Here is a 21,743-nt window from a genome sequence, read left to right on the forward strand (position 1 = left end):
TCCCCGATCCCCGAACCCGATTCCTGGCGCCGTCAGTTCTGCCCGGTCAGCGTGCCCGTGGCCTGCTGCTGGACGGCGGCCGACCGGCGGAGGAAGTCGAGGATCACGTCCAGCTGCTCGTCGGTGTAGTCGGCGTACAACGCTTCCAGACCGGTGACGAAGTCGGCGAACAGCGCGCCGAAACTCGCCACGTGGTCCCGCTCGATCTCGACGATCACCCGGCGGCCGTCGGCCTGGTCACGCGTCCGGCGGACGAACCCCTTGCGCTCCAGCCGGTCGACCAGCCCGCTCACCGACGCGGGCGCCAGACCGGTGCGCGCGACGATCTCCCCCGACGTCAACGGCCCCTCCCGCTCCAGCAGATCGAGGGTCTTCTCCTCCGTCATGCCCAGCCCCATGCGGGCGCCGACCGCGGCGTGGAACATCACCGCCGCGTTGCTGTGCTCGCGGCCGGCCTGATGCAGCGCGGCGAGGAGTTCGCCGCGTCGACCCGCGTCGCTTGACACCCGTGCCACGCTCCTCTTACATTTCGTTCGTGCGAACTAAATAACTGTCTGTTACTAGATTAGCACCGAAGGGGGCGGCGTCACAATGACGACGGCATTGATCATCGGCGGTGGGATCGGCGGCCTGACCATGGCCCTGGCGCTGCGGCGCGCGGGCATCGAACCGCTGGTCCACGAGGCGTACGACGGGCCCGACGACTACGTGGGGTCGTTCCTGAACACCGCCTCCAACGGACTCGACGCGCTACGCGCCATCGGCGTCGACCTCACCCGCCACGTGGACGGGGTCCCGATCCCCCGCATGGTCATGTCGAGCGGCTCCGGAAAGCGGCTCGGCGAGGTGGCCAACGGCACCCGGCTGCCGGACGGCACCGTGAGCCTCTGCGTCCGACGCGGCGCGTTGCAGCGGGCGCTGCGCACGGAGGTCCGCGAACGCGGCATCCCCCTCGTGTACGGAAAGCGCCTCGCCACCTATCGGGCCCTGCCCACCGGGGTGGTCGCACGGTTCACCGACGGCACCGAGGCCGGCGGTGACCTCCTCATCGGCGCCGACGGCATCCACTCCCGGACCCGCGGCCTCCTCGACCCCGACGCCCCGGCGCCCCGCTTCACCGGCCTGCTCAGCGTCGGCGGTTACAGCGAGGGCACCGGGCTGGCCCCCACCACCGGCACCCAGCACCTGGTCTTCGGCAGGCGGGCGTTCTTCGGCTATCTGGTCCGGGAGTCGGGCGAGACCTACTGGTTCGCCAACCTCCACCGGCCGGACGAACCGAGCCGGCAGGACCTGGCCGCCATGACGACCGACCAGTGGCGGCGTCACCTGGCCGACCTCTTCGCCGACGACACACCGGTCATCCGACGCATCCTCGACCACCTGGTCGGAGAGATCGGCGCCTACCCCGTGCACGACATCCCGACCAGCCCGGTCTGGCACCGGGGACCGGCCGCGCTGATCGGTGACGCGGTGCACGCCACCTCCCCGTCCGCCGGGCAGGGCGCCTCGATGGCCGTCGAGGACGCGGTCGTCCTCGCCCAGTGCCTGCGCGACGCACCCGACACCACCACCGCGTACACCACGTACGAGCGCCTGCGCCGCCCGCGTGTGGAGAAGGTGGTGGCGTACTCCCGGACGCTGTCGAACAGCAAGACCGCCGGTCCGGTCGCCCGGGTCCTCCGGGACCTCATGATGCCCGTCGCGCTGAAGTTCTTCGCCAACCCGGCCTCGCACGCCTGGATGTACGACCACCACATCGAGTGGGACCACCCGGTGGCCGTCTGATGGGCGCGCGACGCCTCGACCGCCGACGGCTGCTGAAGCTGGGCCTGCTCGGGATACCGGCCACCGCCGCCCTGGCCGGGGGCGGCCTGACGTATCTCTGGGCGGGCGCGGACATCGACACCGCCGGGAAGCTCTCCTTCACCAACCGGCTCGCCGTCCCGCCGCTCGCCCGAAGTCGCCGCGACGGGGCGGGTCGCCGGGTCTTCGACCTGCGGATCGCCCCCGGCCGGCACCGGTTCCGGCCGGGACGGCCCACCGCGACCTGGGGCGTCAACGGCGCCCACCTCGGACCGACACTGCGCGCCACCGGGGGCGAGACCGTCCTGCTGCGGGTGCGCAACGACCTGCCCGAGGCGACGAGCCTGCACTGGCACGGCATGCGTCTGCCCGCGGCCATGGACGGCGGCCCGCACCAGCCGATCGAGCCGGGACACACCTGGTCGCCGACCTGGCGGATCGACCAGCCGGCCGCCACACTCTGGTACCACCCCCATCCGCACGGGCGGACGACCCGGCACGCCTACCGTGGCGTGGCCGGCCTGTTCATCGTCGACGAGCCGCCACCCGAACCGACCGCGCCGTCCGCACCGACCGGGTCGTCCACACCGACCAAGTTGCGGCGCCTGCCCGACCGGTACGGCGTCGACGACATCCCGGTCATCGTCCAGGACAAGAAGTTCCACGCCGACAACCAACTCGACGAGTCCGGGCCGACGATGAGCGGCGCGGGCCCGGTCGGCGACACCGTCAGCGTCAACGGCACGCTCACGCCGTACTTCGACGTCACCACCCAGCGCGTGCGTCTGCGGCTGCTCAACGCCTCCAGCACCCGGGTCTACCGCTTCGGACTGGACGACGACCGGCCGTTCGCGCTCGTCGCCACCGACGGAGGGCTGCTCGCGGAGCCGTACCGCACCAACCGGGTGCAACTGTCGCCCGGAGAACGCGCCGAGATCGTCCTGGCACCGGCACCGGGCGAACGGCTCGTGCTGCGCAGCCACCCGCCCCGACTCGGCCTCGACCCCTGGAACCGGCGCTTCGCCGGCGGGGACGACACGCTGGACATCCTCCAACTCCGCGCGGCGCCCCGCCTCAAGCCGTCGGCGGCGCTGCCCGAGCGGCTCGCCGACGTGCCCCGCATCGACACGTCGGCCGTCGCGGCGACCCGCACCTTCGCACTCTCCGGCAACCGGATCAACGGCCGGGGCATGGACATGGCCCGCATCGACTTCGCCGTCACCCAGGACACCACCGAGATCTGGGAGATCACCGCCGACGACGGTGTGCCGCACAACTTCCACGTCCACGACGCCCAGTTCCAGATCCTGAGCATCGACGGCACGCCCCCACCGGAGTCGCTGCGCGGCTGGAAGGACACCGTCCACACCCCACCGAACACCCCCGTCCGCATCGCCCTCCGCTTCCACGGCCACACCGACCGCCGGACGCCGTACATGTACCACTGCCACCTGCTCACCCACGAGGACCAGGGCCTGATGGGCCAGTTCGTCGTCCTCGCCCCGGGCGAACGGCCGGGCGGACCCCACACCCACGACGCGGGTTGAGACGGCCCCCTACCCCGGAGAGTGCCGCCTCGTACGGAGGGCTTCGGGTTCCGCGTTGTGCGTGCGATGCTCGAAATCGGCAGTGGAGGCGCAGATGAAGGAGCGCTACGACGCTGGGAGCGGGCCCGTCGTCGGATCGACCGCATACCTTCGCCGGCCGGACTCGTGGCCGGGCTCCTCCGACTGGGCCCGGAGTCGTGGCTGCTGGCCCCCCCCGCTGGGCCAGAACCCGGTTCGCCGTCGGGGGCTTCCTGATGTTCGGCACCATCGCCGGAGTCATGGGAGGGGAGGCGGGTCAGGAGTACCAGGCGCTGCGGCATCTGCGCGACGAGGGGATCAGGACCGACGCGACCGTCGTCGAGATCGCCGGCCGGTCGGAGGAAGGCTCGGCGACCTCCCTGACCGTGCGCTTCGACACCTCGTCCGGCCCTGTGCGCGCGTACGTCGACGTCTCGGGCGGTCCGGCGACCGACGCGAAGCCCGGAGCGCGGATACCCGTCGTGTACAGCAGCCCGCTCGATGTCTCCGACGTCCGCCACGCCGACCGCCTCGACGGAGGCGAGGCCGACGGAATCCGGCAGGGATCGATGGTGGTCGGGCTGCTGGCGGCGGGCTCTCTGGCGGGCGCCCTCCGCGAGGTCGCGCGCGCCGGGCGACAGACCGAGGCGGAGGGGACGCAGGACGGGCACCCGCGGCTGGACACCTGAACAGACGGACGCGATGCGTGCGGGGACATCCGGCGAACTACTCCGGGGTCGCGCCGCGCACCCTCAACGCCTCCCGCACGATCGCCTCCAACTGCTCGTGGTGCGCGCCCTTCCAGTACGCCCGGCCGCACGCGTCGCACTGGGCGAACACGTCGTACGACTTCTGGGTGCCGCCCTCCAGGCGGTCGGCGACCTGCTCCTTCGTCGCTGGTTTCAGGTGGCCGTTGCAGGCCGTGCAGCGGGTCCACGGGTTCAGGTCGGGGGCGAACCGGGCCAGGATGTCGGCCAGTTGGTCCTCCGGGTGCGTGCTGTAGACGTACGCGCCGGCCCACAGTTCGCGGCGTCGCAGCAGGCCCCGGTCGCGGCTGAGCAGTACTCGCTGTTCGGCGGCGGAACGGGTGGCCAGGGCGGGATCGCCGATGTCCGTCGACTCGTAGGCCGTGTCCACGCCCAGCAGGCGCAGGCGTCGGGCGAGGGTGCCGAGGTGGACGTCGAGGAGGAAGCGGAGGGGGGCGCCGGGGACGCGCTGGGGGCGCTCCACCGGGTGTACGGTGACGGACTCGCCGTGCGCCGGGATGTGGGACACCGGGACTTCGCGGCCGTCGACGACCAGTGCGCCCACCTCCGTCAGCGGGACGCCGAGGGACTCGACCACGTGGCCCAGGGTCGAGATCCCGTCCGTGGCCAGCGGGGTCGCGCCCGCGCGGCGGCCGTGCGGGACGAACAGGGCCAGTTCGGGGGCGACTTCGATATGGATCTCGGCGGCTCTCACCTGGTCAGGATGGCACGGGGGAGGGGGACGGACTCAGGGATTTCCCCTCGGCAGTCCGTGTTGGAGCGTGGCCAGGGTGCGATCGACGAGTGCGGAGAAGTCGTCGCGGTGGCCGTTCTCGGCCCAGTAGAGGGACGTCTCCAGCAGGGCGCCGATCAGGGACATGGCGTAGACCCGTACCTCCAGGCTGTCCGGGTCCCGGTCGGTGCGCTCGGCGATGGCGGTGCAGAGCATGCGGCCCGTCACCGACATGCTCTCCATCATGCGCGAGCGCACCGCGGGGATCTGGACCATGAGGCGCGTACGCAGCCGCGCCACCGCCGCGTCCTCCTCGACGCCCGTGCGGACGGCCTCTCGCATCACGTGACGGATGCTGTCCGTCCAGGGCTCGTCCGGCGGCCGGTTCCGCAGTTCCTCCAGGAGGAGCGGGTCGAACTCGTCGGTGAGGACGATGTCCTCCTTGGTCGGGAAGTAGCGGAAGACGGTCGACGGCGACACCTCCGCCCGGTCGGCGATCTGCTCGATCGTCGTGGCGTCGTAGCCCTGCTCCTCGACCAGTGCGTAGGTCGCGGCGCGGATCGCCTCGCGGGTCTTGATCTTCTTCCGCTCACGAAGTCCGAGCGGCGGGCGGTCGGCGGGAGTGCCGGTGGGGGTGCCGGTGGGGGTGTCGATGGGGGTGCTGGGGCGTGCGGCCGTCATGCGGTCATTGTCGGGCATCGGCCCGCGAGGTGGCCAGGTCAGGCCCGGTGTCCTCGCCGCCGGTGCTCCCGCCGTCCTTCGCCGTCGGCGCGCTCGGCAGCAGAGCCACGGCCAGCAGCGCGGCGACCAGGGCCGTGGCGCCGCACACCAGCAGGACGAGGCCCATCCCGTGGACGTACGAGGAGTTCGCGGAGGTGAGGAGATCGGCCGCGCCCGCCCGTTCGGCGACCACGTGGGCCGCCACCACCGAGTCCCCGGCCGTGTCGGCGGCGGACGAGGCCAGCCCGGCGGTGTCGAGCCGGTCCCGGAAGACGCCCGCGAGCAGGCTGCCGAGCAGGGCGATGCCGATGGCGCCGCCCACCTGACGCAAGGTCATCAGCAGCCCGGAGCCGGAGCCGGCCCGGTCGGCGGGCAGGGTGCCGAGGGCGCCGGACATCGCGGGCACGATCGAGAGCCCGAAGCCGGCTCCGGCCAACGACAGCCACAGCGCCGTGAACCCGTAGCCGGAGCCGACCGTCGTACGGCTGCCGAGGAGGGCGGCGAAGGCCAGCACCACCAGGCCCGCGCCGACCACGGACCGGGACCCGAAGCGTTCGACGACCGGCTGAGCGACCCGCGCGCCCACCAGCAGGCCACCCATCAGGGGCAGCAGCCGTACGCCGGTGCCCAGGGCGTCGTTGCCGAGGACGGCCTGGAGATACGGCGGCAGAACGAACATCAGGCCGGACAGCACGAACATGACCAGGGTCGCGGCGAGCGCGTTGAAGAGGAAGCCGCGGTGGGCGAGCAGCCCCATGTCGAGCATGGGACGGATGGCCCGCCGTTCGCGCAGTACCAGCGCGGTGATCAGGACGGCCGACGCCGCGAACATGCCCAGGACCAGCGGGTCGGTCCAGCCGCGCGTGGGTGCCTCGATGATCGCGTAGACGAGCGAGCCGAGGCCGGCCGCGGTGAGCGCGGTGGAGAGCGTGTCGACCCTGGGAGAGGCGGGATCCCGCGTCTCGGGCAGCAGGAAGACGCAGGCGGCCATGCCGATCGCCGCCATCGGGAGGTTGATCAGGAACACCGAGCCCCACCAGTAGTGGTCGAGCAGCCAGCCGCCGATGATCGGGCCGAGCGGCAGGCCCAGCGTGGAGCCCGCCGAGACGATGCCGACGGCCTTGGTGCGCTCGTCGGGGGCGAAGAGCGAGGGCAGTACCGACAGGGCGAGCGGGGTGACCAGCGCGGCGCCGATCCCCATCACGGCGCGGGCCACGACCACCGCGTCCACGTCCTGGGCGAGCGCGCCCACGACCGACCCGGCGAGGAAGATGCCGAGCCCGGTGATCAGCATGCGCCGCCGCCCGAACCGGTCGCCGAGGAGTCCGGCCGGGAGCATCAGGGCCGCGAACACGACGATGTACGCGTCCGCCATCCATTGCTGCTCACCGGTGCTGGCGCCGAGCTGGCCGGCCATGGTCGGCAGCGCCACGTTGAGGATCGTCATGTCGAAACCGAGCACCAGCATGCTCGCGACGAGGGCGCCGAGGGCCCACCAGCGGCGGGGGTCGGGCCGAGCCTGGGGAGGGGTGATGACAGTCTCCATGAAATGAGAGTAACTCTCAAAAGATGGTAGATGTCAATTGTCGGGTGGTGGAGGGGTGCGGGCCGTGAGGTGTGGGCGGGCATACGGAAGTGGCCGCGGCTGGAGAGCCGCGGCCAGGGAGGGAGTGGGCGTGTCCGGTCGCCCCGGAGGGTCAGCCGTGCTGGTAGGCCACCATCGAGATCCCCACGTAGTGCACGACGAACGCGGCGAGCGTGAAGGAGTGGAACACCTCGTGGAAGCCGAACCAGCGCGGTGACGGGTCCGGGCGCTTGAGGCCGTAGATGACTCCGCCGATGCTGTAGAGCAGGCCGCCGACGATCACCAGGACCAGGACGGCGATGCCGCCCGTGCGCATGAAGTCGGGCAGGAAGAAGACCGCCGCCCAGCCCATCGCGATGTAGCAGGGGGTGTAGAGCCAGCGCGGGGCGCCGACCCAGAACACCCGGAAGGCGATGCCGGCGACCGCCGCCCCCCAGATGCCCCAGAGCAGCCACTGACCCTTGGCGCCGGGCAGGAGCAGCATGGTGAGCGGGGTGTAGGAGCCCGCGATGATCAGAAAGATGTTGGCGTGATCCAGCCTGCGCAGGACGCCGTCCATCCTGGGGCTCCAGGTGCCCCGGTGGTACAGCGCGCTCACGCCGAAGAGCAGGCAGGCGGTGAGGGCGAAGATCCCGCACGCGATGCGTCCGCGTGTGGAGTCGGCGAGGGCGGTGAGCACCAGACCAGCCACGAGTACGGCCGGGAACATGCCGAGATGCAGCCAGCCGCGGAGTCTGGGCTTGATCTCGTCGGTGATCTGGTGGATCTCGTCGGTGATCTGGTGGGCGAGCTGATGCGGCTGGGTTCGCGCGTCGGACGTGCGGCTGTCGGCCGGCGTCTCCGGGTGCGCATCGGGGACGGACGCTGTCATACCTTGCATCGTACCTACGGAACCGTAACTTACGAGGCCGTGCGTCCTGTTCACACGCTCGGAAGTGGCCATCGTCTCACGGGGAGCCCCCGGAGGGGGTTCGGCCGCCCGTATGGATACCTGCGGTGAACCGGCGGTGACGCAAAGAAACCTTTCGGGCGCGGTTCGGTGAGTGGTGATGGTCACCATGCTCACGTGTGAGGCCCTATGGACATATGGGCACTCTCGTCGGATGATCAAATGAGTGCAGTCGGCACCGGATGAGCGCCAAGGGCACCACTGATGAAGCATCCGGGTCGCAGCCCCCACGGGGCCTCCCACACAAAATCCCTCATTTTAGGAGCAATCGTGGCGCGCGACATCGCGGCTCCCCCTTCAACCGTCCCGACCACCCACCGAGAACTCGTGGCGTGGGTGAACGAGATCGCCGAACTGACCGAGCCGGACAACGTGGTCTGGTGCGATGGATCCGAGGCCGAGTACGAGCGCCTGTGCGGGGAGCTCGTCGAGAAGGGCACCTTCCGTAGGCTCGACCCGATCAAGCGCCCGAACTCCTACTACGCCGCGTCCGACCCGACCGATGTCGCTCGGGTCGAGGACCGGACGTTCATCTGTTCGGAGAAGGAGGAGGACGCGGGCCCGACCAACCACTGGAAGGCCCCCGCCGAGATGCGGGACCTCTTCCAGGGGGAGAAGGGCCTGTTCCGCGGCGCGATGCGCGGGCGCACGATGTACGTCGTCCCGTTCTGCATGGGGCCGCTCGGCTCCCCGCTGTCCGCCCTCGGCGTCGAGATCACCGACTCCGCGTACGTCGCCGTCTCCATGCGCACGATGACCCGTATGGGACAGCCGGTGCTGGACGAGCTGGGCTCCGAGGGCTTCTTCGTGAAGGCCGTGCACACCCTCGGCGCCCCGCTGGAGCCCGGTCAGGCCGATGTGCCGTGGCCCTGCAACAGCACCAAGTACATCTCCCACTTCCCCGAGAGCCGCGAGATCTGGTCCTACGGCTCCGGGTACGGCGGCAACGCGCTGCTCGGCAAGAAGTGCTACGCCCTGCGCATCGCGTCGGTGATGGCGCGGGACGAGGGCTGGCTGGCCGAGCACATGCTGATCCTCAAACTGACCCCGCCGCAGGGTGAGTCGAAGTACGTCGCCGCCGCGTTCCCGTCGGCGTGCGGCAAGACGAACCTGGCGATGCTGGAGCCGACCGTCAAGGGCTGGACCGTCGAGACCATCGGCGACGACATCGCGTGGATGCGCTTCGACGAGGACGGGCAGCTCTACGCCATCAACCCCGAGGCCGGGTTCTTCGGCGTCGCGCCGGGCACCGGTGAGCACACCAACGCCAACGCGATGAAGACGCTGTGGGGCAACTCGGTCTTCACCAACGTGGCGCTCACCGACGACGGCGACGTGTGGTGGGAGGGGATGACGGAGGAGACTCCGGCCCACCTCACCGACTGGAAGGGCAACGACTGGACGCCGGACGCCGAGGCGCCGGCCGCCCACCCGAACGCCCGGTTCACGGTGCCCGCCTCGCAGTGCCCGATCATCGCGCCCGAGTGGGAGAGCCCCAAGGGCGTGCCGATCTCGGCGATCCTCTTCGGTGGCCGCCGCGCCACGGCGGTGCCACTGGTGACGGAGTCCTTCGACTGGAACCACGGGGTGTTCCTGGGCGCGAACGTGGCGTCCGAGAAGACCGCGGCGGCCGAGGGCAAGGTCGGCGAGCTGCGCCGCGACCCGTTCGCGATGCTGCCCTTCTGCGGCTACAACATGGGCGACTACATGGGCCACTGGGTCGATGTCGCCAAGGGCAAGGACCAGGCGAAGCTGCCGAAGATCTACTACGTCAACTGGTTCCGCAAGAACGACGCGGGCAAGTTCGTCTGGCCCGGGTTCGGTGAGAACAGCCGGGTCCTGAAGTGGATCGTGGACCGGCTGGACGGCAAGGCCGAGGGTGTGGAGACGCCGATCGGCATCCTCCCGACGCCGGAGGCGCTCGACACGGAGGGGCTGGACCTGTCCGCGTCCGACCTCGACTTCCTGCTGACCGTCGACAAGGAGGTGTGGCGGGAGGAGGCCGCGCTCGTGCCCGAACACCTCAACACCTTCGGTGATCACACGCCGAAGGAGCTGTGGGACGAGTACCGGGCGCTGGTGAGCCGTCTGGGCTGACGCCCGCGTGTGTGCTCCGCGATCGGCCGGATATGGGTTGCCCTGACCAGCGACGTCTCCTCGGCCGGTCGCGGACTTTTTGGTGCGCGCCGGGGAATGTGGTGCGCCTGGTGGCTCGGGGGGTGCGGGTGCGTCGGCGAGTGCCGCTCCGTGGGGCTTCTCGCGCAGTTCCCCGCGCCCCTGAAAGCCCGGGCCCCGGCGGGTCTGAGTGCCCGGGCCCCGGCGGGCCTGAAAGACGGGCCTGCGTCGGCCCGGAGCGGTTGGGCGCGCGGGTCTGGAAGCGGTGGGTGCGCGGGTCTGAAAAGCGGTGGGCGCAGCCCCTGCTTTTCAGGGGCGCGGGGAACTGCGCGATCAGCCCCCACCGGGCCCGCGGCCGGGGGTCGAAGGGGCGCAGCCCCTCGGGATGGGACGGGTAGGGGCGGAGGGGGCGAAAAGGGCTGCCGCGCAACGGATTTCGCGGGACACTCGGGACATCCGCACCGAACCCCGAAATGAGGTGAGCGGGGTGCGTACACCCGTAAGTGACCCCCTGAAGATCGGCCCGTACAAGATAGTCGGCCGCCTGGGATCGGGCGGCATGGGCTGGGTCTACCTGGGCCGCTCACCCGCCGGCCGCGAGGTCGCCGTCAAGGTCGCCCGCCCCGAACTCGCCGCGGAACCCGAGTTCCGCGAACGCTTCGCCCGCGAGGTCGCCGCCGCCCGCGTGGTCAGCGGCGCCTACACCGCCGCCGTCGTCGACGCCGACCCGACCGCCGAACTCCCCTGGCTGGCCACCCTGTACGTCCCCGGCCCCTCCCTCGCGGAAGCGGTCCGCGCCGACGGCCCCCTCCCCGAGGCCCAGGTCCGCCCCCTCGGCGCCGGACTCGTCGAGGCGTTGCAGGCCATCCACGCCGCGCACGTGATCCACCGCGATCTCAAGCCGGCCAACGTCCTGCTCGCCCAGGACGGCCCCCGCGTCATCGACTTCGGCATCTCCCGGGTCGACGGCGCCCCCGGCCTCACCCGCGTCGGTGTCGTCGTCGGCACCCCGCCGTTCATGTCGCCCGAGCAGATCCGCGGCGACCGGGTCGGACCGGCGAGCGACATCTTCTCGCTGGGCGGCGTCCTGGTGTACGCGCTCACCGGCCGCTCCCCGCACGGCAGCGGCGAAGGCGTGCGCGTGGAGGTCGTACGAGGAGAGCCCCGGCTGGAGGGCGTACCGGCGGGACTGCGCCCCCTGATCGCCCGCTGCCTGGCCAAGCGGCCCGAGGACCGGCCCCGACTCGCCGAGATCCTGGCCGAATTGGTGGAGGAGGACGCGAGCGCGGAGGTGTGGCCGCCGCCGCAGGTGGCCCGGACCATCGAGGTGCGGTACGAGGAGCTGAAGGAGCGCCACCTGCGCCGTACGACGAGCGAGTCCGTCCCCTCCTGCCTGCTGCTCCACGCCCAGGCACTGCTCGACGCCGGTCTGACCGACGCCATGGTCGCCGGGGCGGTGGTCCGTGACGGTGCCTGACTCCTACCCGGGCCACAACTCCTTCCCGGGCCAGGGCTCCTACTCCGGCCGGGAATCGTCCACGGGCCGGGAGTCCTCCGGGGGCCGTGAGGCGCATCCCTCGCTCAACGCCGAGATCCACGACCTCGGCACGCACTGGCGGCAGTTGGTGCAGAACTGGGTCGCCCGGCGGAATTACCACACGGTCCACGACACCGTGTCCGTGTCCCTGCGATTCGATCTCCCCGAGGCGGGGCGCATGGTCACGGTGAGATTCATGACCACCAAAAGGCTACTCGTGGCCTTCGCGACGGACGGGCATTTCCTCCGGCAGGACCAACTCGCCATGGCGGCGGCCGCGTCGAACGCGTGGAATACCGAACAATTGATTCCCATGCTTTCCGTGTGGGACGTGCGCGGGCCGCGCCCCTGCCTCGCCGGGGTGTGCGACCTGCCGCTGACGTGCCGCATCACCCAGGCCGACTTCGACGCGCTGGCCAATGACTGGGTGGAGAGGGCGCGACAGATGTTCAGCCGTTGCCATCAGGTGTTCAAGTTGTAGAAGTGAAAAGCGTACTGATCGTAAGTCGACGAAAGTCGCCGTAACTCCACCGGCGGAATGCACCAAACCCTTCCGGCCGCCCCGTCGCCTGCTCCACTATGGGATGGGCTATTTCAGGGCCGCGGGGGCGTGCCTTTCAGGCCACGGGGGGTGGGTGCGGTGGGGGCGATCGGGCGTTTGTCGTTCGTCGGTGTGCTGGTGGGGTCACTGGTCGCACTCGTGCCGGGCGGGTCGTCCGTGGCGGCCGCCGACTCGTGTGCCGACCGGCTCACCGAGCAGTTGGCGTGCTGGGCCGAGGTGATCAAGGACGGACCTGTCGTGATCACGCTGGACGAGCCACTGGCGTACGAGGACGTCGAGGAGCGGCAGCACCAGGACATCGAGGCATTGCGCAGGGACCGGTACCCGCTCGTGGTCCGCGTGCAGAAGGACAAGGCCACCGGTGAGGGGGGTACGGCCCTGCTGGTCCTGGCCGAGGGGCGGCTCGTCCATCCCGAGGCCCGCATCGACCGGCTGCGGCCCGGCCCGATGAGAGCCCTGAAGGACGCGGGCCTCTGCGTCGAACGCACACTGATCTGCGAGTTGATCGAGCGCAAGGGCGACAGGTCCGCGCCCCTGGACGGCAAGGAGCTGATCGACGCGGGTCTGGCCGCCGACGTCACCAGCCATGTCGACGCCATCGGCCCGGGGAAGGACGACGGGAAGCCGCACGCCGACACCTCCCCGGGCGGATCCGCCGAGCAGGGCGGCCAGAAGCAGGGCAACCAGAAGCAGGGCGGTGAACGGGCCGACACCACCGACGACGACCCCGCCGGCTACGGCAGCGGCGCCTGGACCGCCTTCTGGATGGGTCTCCTCCTCGCCCTGCTGCTGCTCGCCTTCGTGATCGTGATCCGGCGCTCCAGGGGCCCGGTGGCCGTGGGCCATCGGGCGGTGTCTCCCGGACGGGCCCTCGGCGGACCCACCCGGGCGGCGCCGGCGCACGCGGCGCGCGGCGGAACCGGGAGCGGGAGCGGAAGCGGAAACGGGGGCGGGAGAGGGGGCGGTAACGGCCTCGGCGGCGCGGCCGTTGAGGGGGACGAGGCCACCACGCGGCTGCGCGCCGCGCCCGCACCCCGGTACGGGCGTCAGGTGGGACCCCGCCCGACGCACTCCCGGACGGCCGTCGTACGGACCGAACTCCACCCGCAGGGCTATGTCGAACTCGACCGGGTGCTGCGCCGGGCCGTGTGGGCCGAGCCGGGGCGCCCACCACCCGCTCCCGGCGCACTCGTCGACGTCACCGACGCACGGGAACGCGATTCCGAGGTCCTGTACGCCTTCCCGCCGACCGCCGCCCGGCACGCGAAGGGCACGCCCAGATGACGTCGGCGGCGCCGGCCGCCGGCCACCGGCCGGCGAGGACCGGCCGCGACCCCGGCAGACGTGACCGTCGCACCAGCCGCGACACCGGCATCGGCGACCGCGACACAGGCATCGGCGACACAGGCATCGACAACGCCAGAAACACCAGAAACATCAGCAACACCAGAGGCATCGGCAACACACAGGCACAGGGGGAAGAACCATGCACCGCGAATACCCGCCCACGCTGCCGGCGGAGTACGCCGACATCGAGTTCGAGAACAACGCCCAGCGCATGCCGCTCGTGCTCTGCCTCGACACGTCCAGCTCCATGGCGGGCCCGCCGATCCAGACGCTGAACAACGCGCTCGCCGAATGGACCCGCGAACTCCACGACGACGTCAGCCTCAGCTACAGCGTGGAGGTCGCCGTCGTCACCTTCGGCGGCCAGGGCGTCGGCGCCTGGCGCGGACCCCAGCTCCTCGACCCGCGCACCCGCACGAGCCCCTTCATACCCGCGCACGCCTTCCAGGCACCGCAGCTCACGGCCGCCGGAGTCACCCTGATGACCGAGGCGCTGGAGCTGGCGATGCACATCGTCGCGGCCCGCAAGGCCGAACTGCGGGCCTCGGGGCTGCAGTACTACCGGCCGCAGATCTGCCTCGTCACCGACGGCCTGCCCACCGACCCGACCGGTCACCTCACAGAATCCTGGCACCGGCTGGTCCCCGTCCTCGCCGAGGAGCAGAGCGCCCGCCGCTTCCGGCTGTACGCGATCGGGGTCGGCGGGATCACGGACCGGGGGGAGCAGGTGCTGCGCGCGTTCGCGCCGAAGTTCAACGCCCGGCTGCAGGGCTTCCCGTTCCGGGAACTGCTCCAGATGATGTCCGCCAGCGCCAACGCCGAGCAGAAGGGCGCGGGGGACGAGGTGTTCGAGAAGATCTTCAGCCAGTTCAAGACGCAGCGCCCGGCCTGGGAGGCGTGAGATGATCGCCGCCGCACCCTGGCGGATCCACGGCCTGAGCGTCGAGGGCTACCGGCACCGGCGCCAGGGACTGCCCTGTCAGGACGCGTGCGCCGCCACCGCCACGGCCTCCGTCGCCGTGCTCGCCGTCGCCGACGGGGCCGGCAGCAGGCCGCGCTCGGAGGAGGGCGCGCGGCTCGCGGTGCGGCTCGCGACGGAGCACTTCGGGCGGCGGGCCGAGACGGCCCCGGAGGTGCCGCCGGGGGAGGCCGTGCACGAGCTGCTGCGGGACTCCCTGCACGACGTGAGCAAGGACTTCCTCGACCGGACCGGAGCCGACGCGCAGGACTTCGCCACGACGCTCACGGTGGTGGTGCTCGCACCCGGCTGGCTCGGTCATGTCACCGTCGGGGACGGTTTCGTCGTCGTACGGGCCGGGACGGAGGACGGGGAGCGGCAGTTCCATCTGCTGCCGCAGGCCGCGGCGGCGAGCGAGTACAGCAACGAGACGGTGTTCCTCACCTCGCCGGACGCGGCGCGCTGGACCCACACCGAGTGCGTGGCGGACGACGGGGTCGACGGGGTGCTCCTGTCCACGGACGGCCTCGCCCAGGCCATGCTCAACCGGGCGACCGACGGCGCCACGTCCCCGAACACCTCGTTCGCCGACGCCGTGTTCCGCTCCCTGGACACCGCCGCCGAGGACGACCGCGACCCCAATCTGGCGGCCCTCCTGCGCTCCGACCGCCTCACCGCCCTCAACGCCGACGACAAGACCCTGCTGCGAGCCGTCCGCACGCACCGGCGATGACCGCACGGGCGACGACCGCACCGGCGACGACCGCACCGGCGATGACCGCCGCGCACGACGGACGACTCCGCCGGTGGTGGCCCTGCCCCCAGGCCGACGCGTCCGCGCGGCGGCGACCGGCCCCATGACACCCGGAGGTACGGCCATGAGCGGCCGCACGGTCTTTCTCGACGGCAGGCGGGTCACGCTGGCCGAGTCGCCGCTGAAGGGCGGCGGGCAGGCGGCGGTGTTCCCCGTGGAGGGGGACGCCGGGATCGTCGTCAAGATCTACCGGGACACACCCGGGCCGGACCAGGAGCGACGGCTGGCCCGCATGCTCACGATGTCCCCGCTGGCCGCCCGCCCGACGGACGCCAACCAGCCGCCCGAGCTGGCCTGGCCCACCGCGATCGCCCGGGGCACGAACGGCGAGTTCCTCGGCTACGCGATGCGTCGGTTCGGCGAACCCCAGCACGTGCAGCTGGTGGGCCTGTTCACCCGTGTCCAGCGCCTCAAGCTCTTCCCCGACCGGGCCGACTGGCGGTTCCTGCTGGGCGTCGCCTGGAACCTCGCCTTCATGACCGCCCGGATGCACTACGACGACCTCGTCATCGGCGACTTCTCCAGCAGCAACGTCGTCGTCGACGGCAACGGCTTCGTCACCTTCCTCGACTGCGACTCGATCGCCTTCACCGACCCGGTCACCGGGGAACTCTTCCCGTGCCTGATGCACACCACCGACTACTCGTCCCCCGAGCGCCAGGCGGGCGGCCCCGCGACCCGGCAGAGCGACGACTTCGCCCTCGCCGTCCTCGTCTACCAGCTGCTCACCGCCGGCAACCACCCCTTCGGCGGGGTGCCGCACGAGAGCGCCTCCGAGTCGACCGTCAAGGACAACATCGCCGCGAGCTGCAGCTATGTCGTCCGCCCCGAGCGGGTGACCATCCCGCGCGGCACGATCGACCCCTCCGTGCTGCCGACCGAACTCCTGACCCTCGCCAAGGCCGCCTTCGGTGCCGGCGTCGAGAACCCCGACGCCCGGCCGAAGGCCGAGGCCTGGCTCCGCGCCCTCGACAAGGAGCGCGGCGAGGTGCGCGCCTGCACGGTGCGGCCCCTGCACACCTACGGCTCCCATCTGCCGACCTGTCCCTGGTGCACCCGGGCCGCGGTCACCGGGCACGACGTGTTCAACGGACCCCGTCCCGCGTCGGCCCCGGGGGCTCCGTGGGTGGCTCCGCCGGATCAGCCGCCGTCCCCGTACGCGGCGTTGAAGGTGCTGGCGGTGGTGGTGGGGGTGGTGTTGCTGATCGTGATCCTGGCGAGTCTCGGCTGACGGCTGCCGCCGGTCGTAGGGGGTGATGCGGGTTTCGTGGGCGGGTGCGGGACCGATGGGGCTTCTCGCGCAGTTCCCGGCGCCCCTAAAACCCCAGGCCCCCGTGCCCCAAAAACCCCAGGCGCGCAGATGTGAAAAGCGGCAGCCCTGCCAGCCTGGAAAGCGGCGGCCCGGTGCGCCTGGAAAGCCCAGGCCCCGCAGACCTGGAAAGCGGCGCCCTGCCGGCCTGAAATGTGGCGGTCCTGCGGGCCTGGGAAGCGAGGGGTCTGTGGCCCGAAAAGCAGCGGGCGCAGCCCCTGCTTTTCAGGGGCGCGGGGAACTGCGCGAGAAGCCCCACCGGGCCGCACCCACCGACGCACCGACCCGCTCCCTCACCCCGACCGGCCCTCCAGGTACCGCGTGTGCGACTCCTGTCGACGTGCCTCCGCATCGCGCAGCGCCGCCGCGAGACGTCCCAACTCCTCCTGCAAAAGGCCGAGTTGACGCTCCAGGTGGCGTTCCGGGGGTTCCGCCCCCGGAGTCAGCCGAGTCCACCAGCGGGTGCGGACGAAGGTGTCGACCGCCTCGGGGACGTCCTGCCGTACGGCCCGGGAGAGGGCGTGGACGCCCTCCGGGTCGCGGGCGAGGATCTCGGCGACCCAGCCGGGATCGAGGAGGGCGGTGAGGAGGTCGGTCAGCTCGGTGAGCCGACCGGACGCGGCGGGTGGCAGCTCGACACCGGCCAGGTACCCCCGCAGGGTGCCGTAGTCGGTCCGCACCTCGTCGAGCTGGGCGGACGGGTCCGGGAAGTCAGGCGGCGGAGGGCGCTCCGGCGGGGCGATCAGGGCGCCCGCGCCGTACAGCCCGACGACCACGACCGGCCAGTACGGTCCCGCGATCCCCGCGAAGGTCAGCCCGAGTCCGGCGACCCCGAGGGCGCTGCCGGTGAGGTTCTTGCGGGACTCGACGTACGCCATGAATCTACTGGTAGCCACGGATCTCCTCGAAGGCGCCGTCGAGTGAGCCCTGTCGGGCGTCGAAGAGGCGGCCGCCGGTCAGGTCGGCGATGTGCTCCAGTTCGCCCTGGTCGGAGTCGCCGAAGAGGATCGGGAAGACGGGGATCCGCCGGTCGGCGGCGGGCAGCCGCTCGTAGAAGTCGTCGAAGTCGGCGGGGCTCGCGCCCTCGGTGTTCTCGCCGTCCGTCATCAGCACGATGGAGGTGAAGGTGTCCCGGTCGGCGGCGCCGAGGTGCTCGTACGCCTTCCGCAGCGAGGTGTAGATGGCGGTGTCCCCGGAGGCGGACAGCCTGCCGGTGTCGGCGCGGATGCCGTCGAGCCCGGCCTTCGGGGCCTCGGGCCGCACGACATGCGTCGTCACGCTCTTCACGTCCGACCCGAACGGCATCAGCGTGACCTCCTCCCGGTCGCGGAAGTCACCGGTCAGCTCGGTGAGCGCGGCCTTCAGCCGGTCGAGCCGGTCGCCCTCCATCGAGCCCGAGGTGTCCAGGACGTACACGGTCCGCGACGGGCGGCGCAGCTCGTTCTCGTACGCGTCGAGCAGGCCGTCGGCGACGGACCGGGAGCCGGGAAAGGGGAGTTCGCGACGGCGCGTGGTGTCGAGACCGGCCGCGGGCGGGACGGAGGCGACGACCGGGCGGCGCAGCGTCCTCTCGGTGATCAGGCGCTGGATGTCCGGGGTGCGCAGGGCGTCGGTGAGCCGGCGTACGTCGTCCCGGACGTCCTTGCTCGTGGACACCAGGGACGAGAGCGGGTAGTCGGCGGTGACGACCCCGTCGCGCGGCCGGATCACCGTCAGGTCCTGGCGCGACTTCAGCACGGACTCGTAGTTGAGGAGCGCGTCGACGTCACCGCGCCGGTCGTACGCCGTCGCCAGCCAGCCCGAGGACCCCGACGTCAGCTGCTGCCCGGTGAAGAACTCCTTCAGCCGGGGCGTCGCCCGTGCCACGTCCGCGTCCGTGAGCGCGGACTGGGCGCCGGACAGGCCCGACGCCACCGAGATCAGCGTCGAGAAACCGGAGTGGGAGCGGGAGGGGTCGGTCATGCCGTACGTCAGCTTCCCGTCCGCCACCGCGTTCTCGATGTCCGACCAGGTGACGCGGTCGGGCTTCCACCCCAGCTTCCGTACGGTCTCGTTCTTCACGCCGATCGCGACCGGGCTGGACATCACCGGTGTCTCCGACACGACCTGCTTCGCCGCGTCCGGGCGCAGCCGCAGATAGTCGTTGGAGGAGAGCCACAGGGCGTCGTACGAGCCCTTCGCCCGGGACCCGGTGAGCAGGTCCACCGCGTCGAGCGTGCCCATGTAGGTGGGCCGGACCTTGATGCCGGTGTCCTTCTCCACGCGCTCCAGCACCGGCTTCATGTCGGCGAGTTCGCTGGAGGCGAGGACCCGCAGGGTGCCGGGGATGTACTGGGTGGCCTCCGCCGGGCCGGGCCCGGGCTGGTCCGTGGCGGTGCAGGCGGTGGCCAGGAGCACGAGCCCGGTCACCGCGGCGACGGCCGCCGTGGTCCGTGCCCTCGTGCGGGTCGCCGTCCCCGCTCTCGTCGGTGTCCTCATCCGAGTCCCCCTTCCAGCGCGCCCTGGTTCCGGCTGCGCTCCAGGTACTGGCTCGCGTTCTGGAGTTCGGAGGTCAGGGACTCGACGGTCGCGGCCATGGTCTCCGTGGCCTGCGCCTTGTAGGTGTCGATGGCGTCGAGCGTGCGGTAGATCTGCTGGAAGGCCGAGCGGAGCGTCTCCGCGCCGACGGCCGGATCGGCGGCGATGCGCTGGATCTCGCCGCTCTGGGTGGACAGCATCTCGGCGTTGCCCCGGATCAGGTCCTCGGTGGTGCCGCGCAACGCGTTGACCTGGTCGACGACCTTCCGCTGGTTGTCGAGCGCGGAGGCGAGCATCACCGAGATGCGCAGCGCCGACACCGTGGTCGTGGCGGCCCGGTCGACGCCCTTGATCAGCTCCTCGTTGTTGCGCCGTACGACGTCCATGGCCAGGTAGCCCTGGGCGCAGACGGCCAGCTGGGTGAGCAGGTCCTGGTGCTTCTGCCGGACGGGGAAGAGGACGTCGGCGCGCAGGGTGTCGCCCGCTTGCGGGTCGACGCCGTCGACGTGCGTCCGGATGTGGGCCTCGACGGCCGTGTCCAGGGCCTCCGCCAGGACGACGTACTCCTGGAGCTTGCCCATGGTCTCCCACAGCCGGACCCGCTCTGTCTGCAACGCGGCGCTGTCGCGCCGCAGTTCGTCCTGGCCGCCGCGCAGGGAGCCCACGATCCTGTTCAGCGTGCCCTGCGCGGAGGCGTACTTGGCGACGTGGTCGCGCAGCTTGTTGCCGCCGGGCAGCCGGGACAGGAACCTGCGGCCCTTGCTCGCCGGCAGGTCCCTCGGGTCCAGGTCCTCCACCACGCGCCGGAGTTCGACGAGCGAGCCCGCGACCTGCGACTGCGCGTCCCCGCCCTTGCTCGGCAGGCTGCGCACGGTCCGCTCCAGCATCCGGTTGGACTGCGCGGCGGCGGTGCGCATCTCGCCCGCGCCGAGCGAGGTGATCTCCCCGACCTTGCCGGCGAACTCCGGGGAGCGCGCGTCGAGGGCGGTGAGCCCCCGCACGTACTCCTCGGCCTTGCGGGCCATGTCCGTCCGCACGGACTCCTCGACCGGGACGAGTCCGCCGGCCTTCTCCCGGGGCACGGCGGCGACCGGTGCGGGAGGGGTGAGTGTGAAGGTGCGGTCGTCGTTGCTGTCTTCGATGGTCATGTGTCGTCTTCCCCCTCGTCCTCCTGGCCCCTGGCCCGGCGCGCCATCTCGTGCAGCACCTCGGAGGTGGGCACGGGCGCCTGCCGGACGGTCAGCCTCTGCATCAGGTGGGTGGTGTGGCCGGCGGTCGCCGACGTGAACTCGGTGGCCGCGCCCTGCGGCCGGAAGCCGTGCCGGGCCGCCAGTTCGCGCAACGCCGGGTCGGTGCCGAGCAGTTCGCCGAGCGCGCGGCCCTCGTCCGTGACCGGCACGACGGTGTGGTCGCTGAAGACGGTGGTGTCCGGGTAGAGGACGACCATGTCGTCGACGCGCTGATCCGCCGCGAGCAGGGCGGCCACCTGTGACTCGTAGACGAGGACGAGGGGACTGCCGACCCCGCTGACGAAGTCACGGAACGCCGCGTCGGTGCTCGGCTGCTGGGCGCCCTGGACACTGATCAGCTCGTGCATCAGCGGGGCGGTCCGGTCCAGGTCCGCCTTGCTCGCGACCACACGGCCGCCGTTGGCGACGTTGGAGGCGGCGGCGAGGTAGAGCGCGCCCGAGTTGGAGGTGGTCGGGTCGGTGGTGGCGATGTAGAGCAGCCCCATCAACTCGCCGTACTTCTCGGACCCCTTGAGGTCCTGCCACGTCCGGTTCTTCTCGGCTGCCTTCAGATAGGCGGCCATGTCGAGGACGCCCCGGCCCTTGTCGAGCGTGGCGAAGCCGTTCCCGCGCAGTACCTCGGCGGCGTCCCGGTGGGCGACCACGACGAGGGGGGAGTAGAAGGGGCGGGGCAGTGGTTCACGGACCTTGTACTTCGCGGCCAGTTCGTCGGCGGGTGCCTTGCTGGACGGGAACGCGAAGTCGTATCCCTTCAGATCCAGGCCGTCCATGGCCCAGGATCCCGACGTCTCCGTCTTCACGGTGTAGCCCTTGGCGGCCAGGGCCTTCACCACCTGGGGGTCGGCGAAGAACTCCGCCTTCTCCGACCCGATCACTCCTCGCACGGTCTTCGTTGCCGTGCTCGTGTCCCCGGTGTCCCGGCCTGCCACGACGGCTGCCACCACGCCGCCGATCAGCAGGACCGCGAGGACGATTCCTGCGATTCGTCTCACAGGGGGAGAGTGCTCCCGGAACCCAACGTTCCTCGTCGTTCCGGGTGAACGGGGGGTGAAGCGGTGGTCCCGGAACGCAACGGGCGGCTGCCGCCGGGGGTGCGGGCGTGGGTACGTGTTTCAGCGCGGGCCCGCTGGGGGCTTTCGCGCAGTTCCCCGCGCCCCTGGGGCTGTGGGTGCGCCCGGTTGTTTTCGGGTGCGGGCCCGGTGGGGCTTCTCGCGCAGTTCCCCGCGCCCCTGA

Annotated in this window: 19 protein-coding genes; 10 read left to right on the forward strand and 9 right to left on the reverse strand. The window is 71.4% G+C overall.

Features of this window, described 5'->3' with window-relative positions:
* Positions 1 to 32: 32 nt before the first annotated feature.
* Complete coding sequence (locus H4687_RS29295) at positions 33 to 506, reverse strand: MarR family winged helix-turn-helix transcriptional regulator (RefSeq protein WP_233443710.1); 474 nt, start codon at positions 504 to 506, stop codon at positions 33 to 35.
* A gap of 85 nt (positions 507 to 591) precedes the next feature.
* Between H4687_RS29295 and H4687_RS29300 the strand changes: the two genes are divergently transcribed.
* From H4687_RS29300 to H4687_RS29310, 3 genes are all read left to right on the forward strand, one after another.
* Positions 592 to 1,785, forward strand: coding sequence for an FAD-dependent oxidoreductase (locus H4687_RS29300; RefSeq protein ID WP_046915365.1), 1,194 nt, complete (start codon positions 592 to 594; stop codon positions 1,783 to 1,785).
* Positions 1,785 to 3,350, forward strand: coding sequence for a multicopper oxidase family protein (locus H4687_RS29305; protein WP_192781732.1), 1,566 nt, complete (start codon positions 1,785 to 1,787; stop codon positions 3,348 to 3,350). Before H4687_RS29300 ends, H4687_RS29305 begins: the two co-directional genes overlap by 1 nt.
* A 197-nt stretch (positions 3,351 to 3,547) precedes the next feature.
* The gene (locus H4687_RS29310; protein WP_159026143.1) at positions 3,548 to 4,057 is read left to right on the forward strand and encodes a DUF3592 domain-containing protein; all 510 of its coding nucleotides are present in this window, start codon (positions 3,548 to 3,550) and stop codon (positions 4,055 to 4,057) included.
* A gap of 37 nt (positions 4,058 to 4,094) precedes the next feature.
* Here the strand turns inward: H4687_RS29310 and H4687_RS29315 are convergent, their stop codons facing one another.
* The 4 genes from H4687_RS29315 to trhA all read right to left on the reverse strand — a co-directional run bounded on the left by H4687_RS29315 (position 4,095) and on the right by trhA (position 8,023).
* A complete protein-coding gene (locus H4687_RS29315; RefSeq protein WP_046915367.1) occupies positions 4,095 to 4,829 on the reverse strand; it encodes a Mut7-C RNAse domain-containing protein in 735 nt (244 codons plus the stop codon).
* 33 nt (positions 4,830 to 4,862) lie between these two features.
* Entirely contained in the window at positions 4,863 to 5,528 is a 666-nt protein-coding gene (locus H4687_RS29320; RefSeq protein ID WP_192781733.1) for a TetR/AcrR family transcriptional regulator, read from the reverse strand.
* Positions 5,529 to 5,532: 4 nt separating this feature from the next.
* Positions 5,533 to 7,113, reverse strand: a complete 1,581-nt coding sequence (locus tag H4687_RS29325; protein ID WP_046916701.1) for a DHA2 family efflux MFS transporter permease subunit — start codon at positions 7,111 to 7,113, stop codon at positions 5,533 to 5,535.
* A gap of 151 nt (positions 7,114 to 7,264) precedes the next feature.
* Entirely contained in the window at positions 7,265 to 8,023 is a 759-nt protein-coding gene (gene trhA, locus H4687_RS29330; RefSeq protein WP_097249445.1) for a PAQR family membrane homeostasis protein TrhA, read from the reverse strand.
* 348 nt (positions 8,024 to 8,371) lie between these two features.
* On the opposite strand from trhA, the gene H4687_RS29335 reads away from it, so the two are divergent.
* The 7 genes from H4687_RS29335 (at position 8,372) to H4687_RS29365 (ending at position 16,665) form a co-directional block, all read left to right on the forward strand.
* Entirely contained in the window at positions 8,372 to 10,198 is a 1,827-nt protein-coding gene (locus H4687_RS29335) for a phosphoenolpyruvate carboxykinase (GTP) (protein WP_046916702.1), read from the forward strand.
* 505 nt (positions 10,199 to 10,703) lie between these two features.
* Positions 10,704 to 11,693 (forward strand): serine/threonine-protein kinase, encoded by a 990-nt coding sequence (locus tag H4687_RS29340; RefSeq protein ID WP_050399534.1) that lies wholly within the window; start codon positions 10,704 to 10,706, stop codon positions 11,691 to 11,693.
* A complete protein-coding gene (locus tag H4687_RS29345; RefSeq protein WP_192781734.1) occupies positions 11,680 to 12,234 on the forward strand; it encodes a hypothetical protein in 555 nt (184 codons plus the stop codon). The genes H4687_RS29340 and H4687_RS29345 overlap by 14 nt, the downstream gene beginning before the upstream one ends.
* A 159-nt stretch (positions 12,235 to 12,393) precedes the next feature.
* On the forward strand, positions 12,394 to 13,599 hold the full coding sequence (locus H4687_RS29350; RefSeq protein ID WP_046918277.1) for a hypothetical protein: 1,206 nt from the start codon (positions 12,394 to 12,396) through the stop codon (positions 13,597 to 13,599).
* 202 nt (positions 13,600 to 13,801) lie between these two features.
* Complete coding sequence (locus tag H4687_RS29355) at positions 13,802 to 14,563, forward strand: vWA domain-containing protein (protein ID WP_005480825.1); 762 nt, start codon at positions 13,802 to 13,804, stop codon at positions 14,561 to 14,563.
* Position 14,564: 1 nt separating this feature from the next.
* A complete protein-coding gene (locus H4687_RS29360) occupies positions 14,565 to 15,353 on the forward strand; it encodes a PP2C family serine/threonine-protein phosphatase (protein ID WP_046918278.1) in 789 nt (262 codons plus the stop codon).
* Between the two features lie 145 nt (positions 15,354 to 15,498).
* Positions 15,499 to 16,665: a hypothetical protein gene (locus H4687_RS29365; RefSeq protein WP_046918279.1), complete on the forward strand. Its 1,167-nt coding sequence runs from the start codon at positions 15,499 to 15,501 to the stop codon at positions 16,663 to 16,665.
* 371 nt (positions 16,666 to 17,036) lie between these two features.
* Here H4687_RS29365 and H4687_RS29370 read toward each other — a convergent pair whose 3' ends face one another.
* The 4 genes from H4687_RS29370 to H4687_RS29385 are packed head-to-tail and all read right to left on the reverse strand — an operon-like array spanning position 17,037 to position 21,502.
* A complete protein-coding gene (locus H4687_RS29370; protein WP_046917220.1) occupies positions 17,037 to 17,621 on the reverse strand; it encodes a hypothetical protein in 585 nt (194 codons plus the stop codon).
* Between the two features lie 4 nt (positions 17,622 to 17,625).
* The gene (locus H4687_RS29375) at positions 17,626 to 19,221 is read right to left on the reverse strand and encodes a vWA domain-containing protein (protein WP_046917219.1); all 1,596 of its coding nucleotides are present in this window, start codon (positions 19,219 to 19,221) and stop codon (positions 17,626 to 17,628) included.
* On the reverse strand, positions 19,218 to 20,408 hold the full coding sequence (locus H4687_RS29380) for a toxic anion resistance protein (protein WP_046917218.1): 1,191 nt from the start codon (positions 20,406 to 20,408) through the stop codon (positions 19,218 to 19,220). Before H4687_RS29380 ends, H4687_RS29375 begins: the two co-directional genes overlap by 4 nt.
* On the reverse strand, positions 20,405 to 21,502 hold the full coding sequence (locus tag H4687_RS29385) for a substrate-binding domain-containing protein (RefSeq protein WP_046917217.1): 1,098 nt from the start codon (positions 21,500 to 21,502) through the stop codon (positions 20,405 to 20,407). The genes H4687_RS29380 and H4687_RS29385 overlap by 4 nt, the downstream gene beginning before the upstream one ends.
* Between the last annotated feature and the right edge of the window lie 241 nt (positions 21,503 to 21,743).

The sequence above is a fragment of the Streptomyces stelliscabiei genome (assembly GCF_014873495.1).
Lineage (GTDB): Bacteria > Actinomycetota > Actinomycetes > Streptomycetales > Streptomycetaceae > Streptomyces > Streptomyces bottropensis.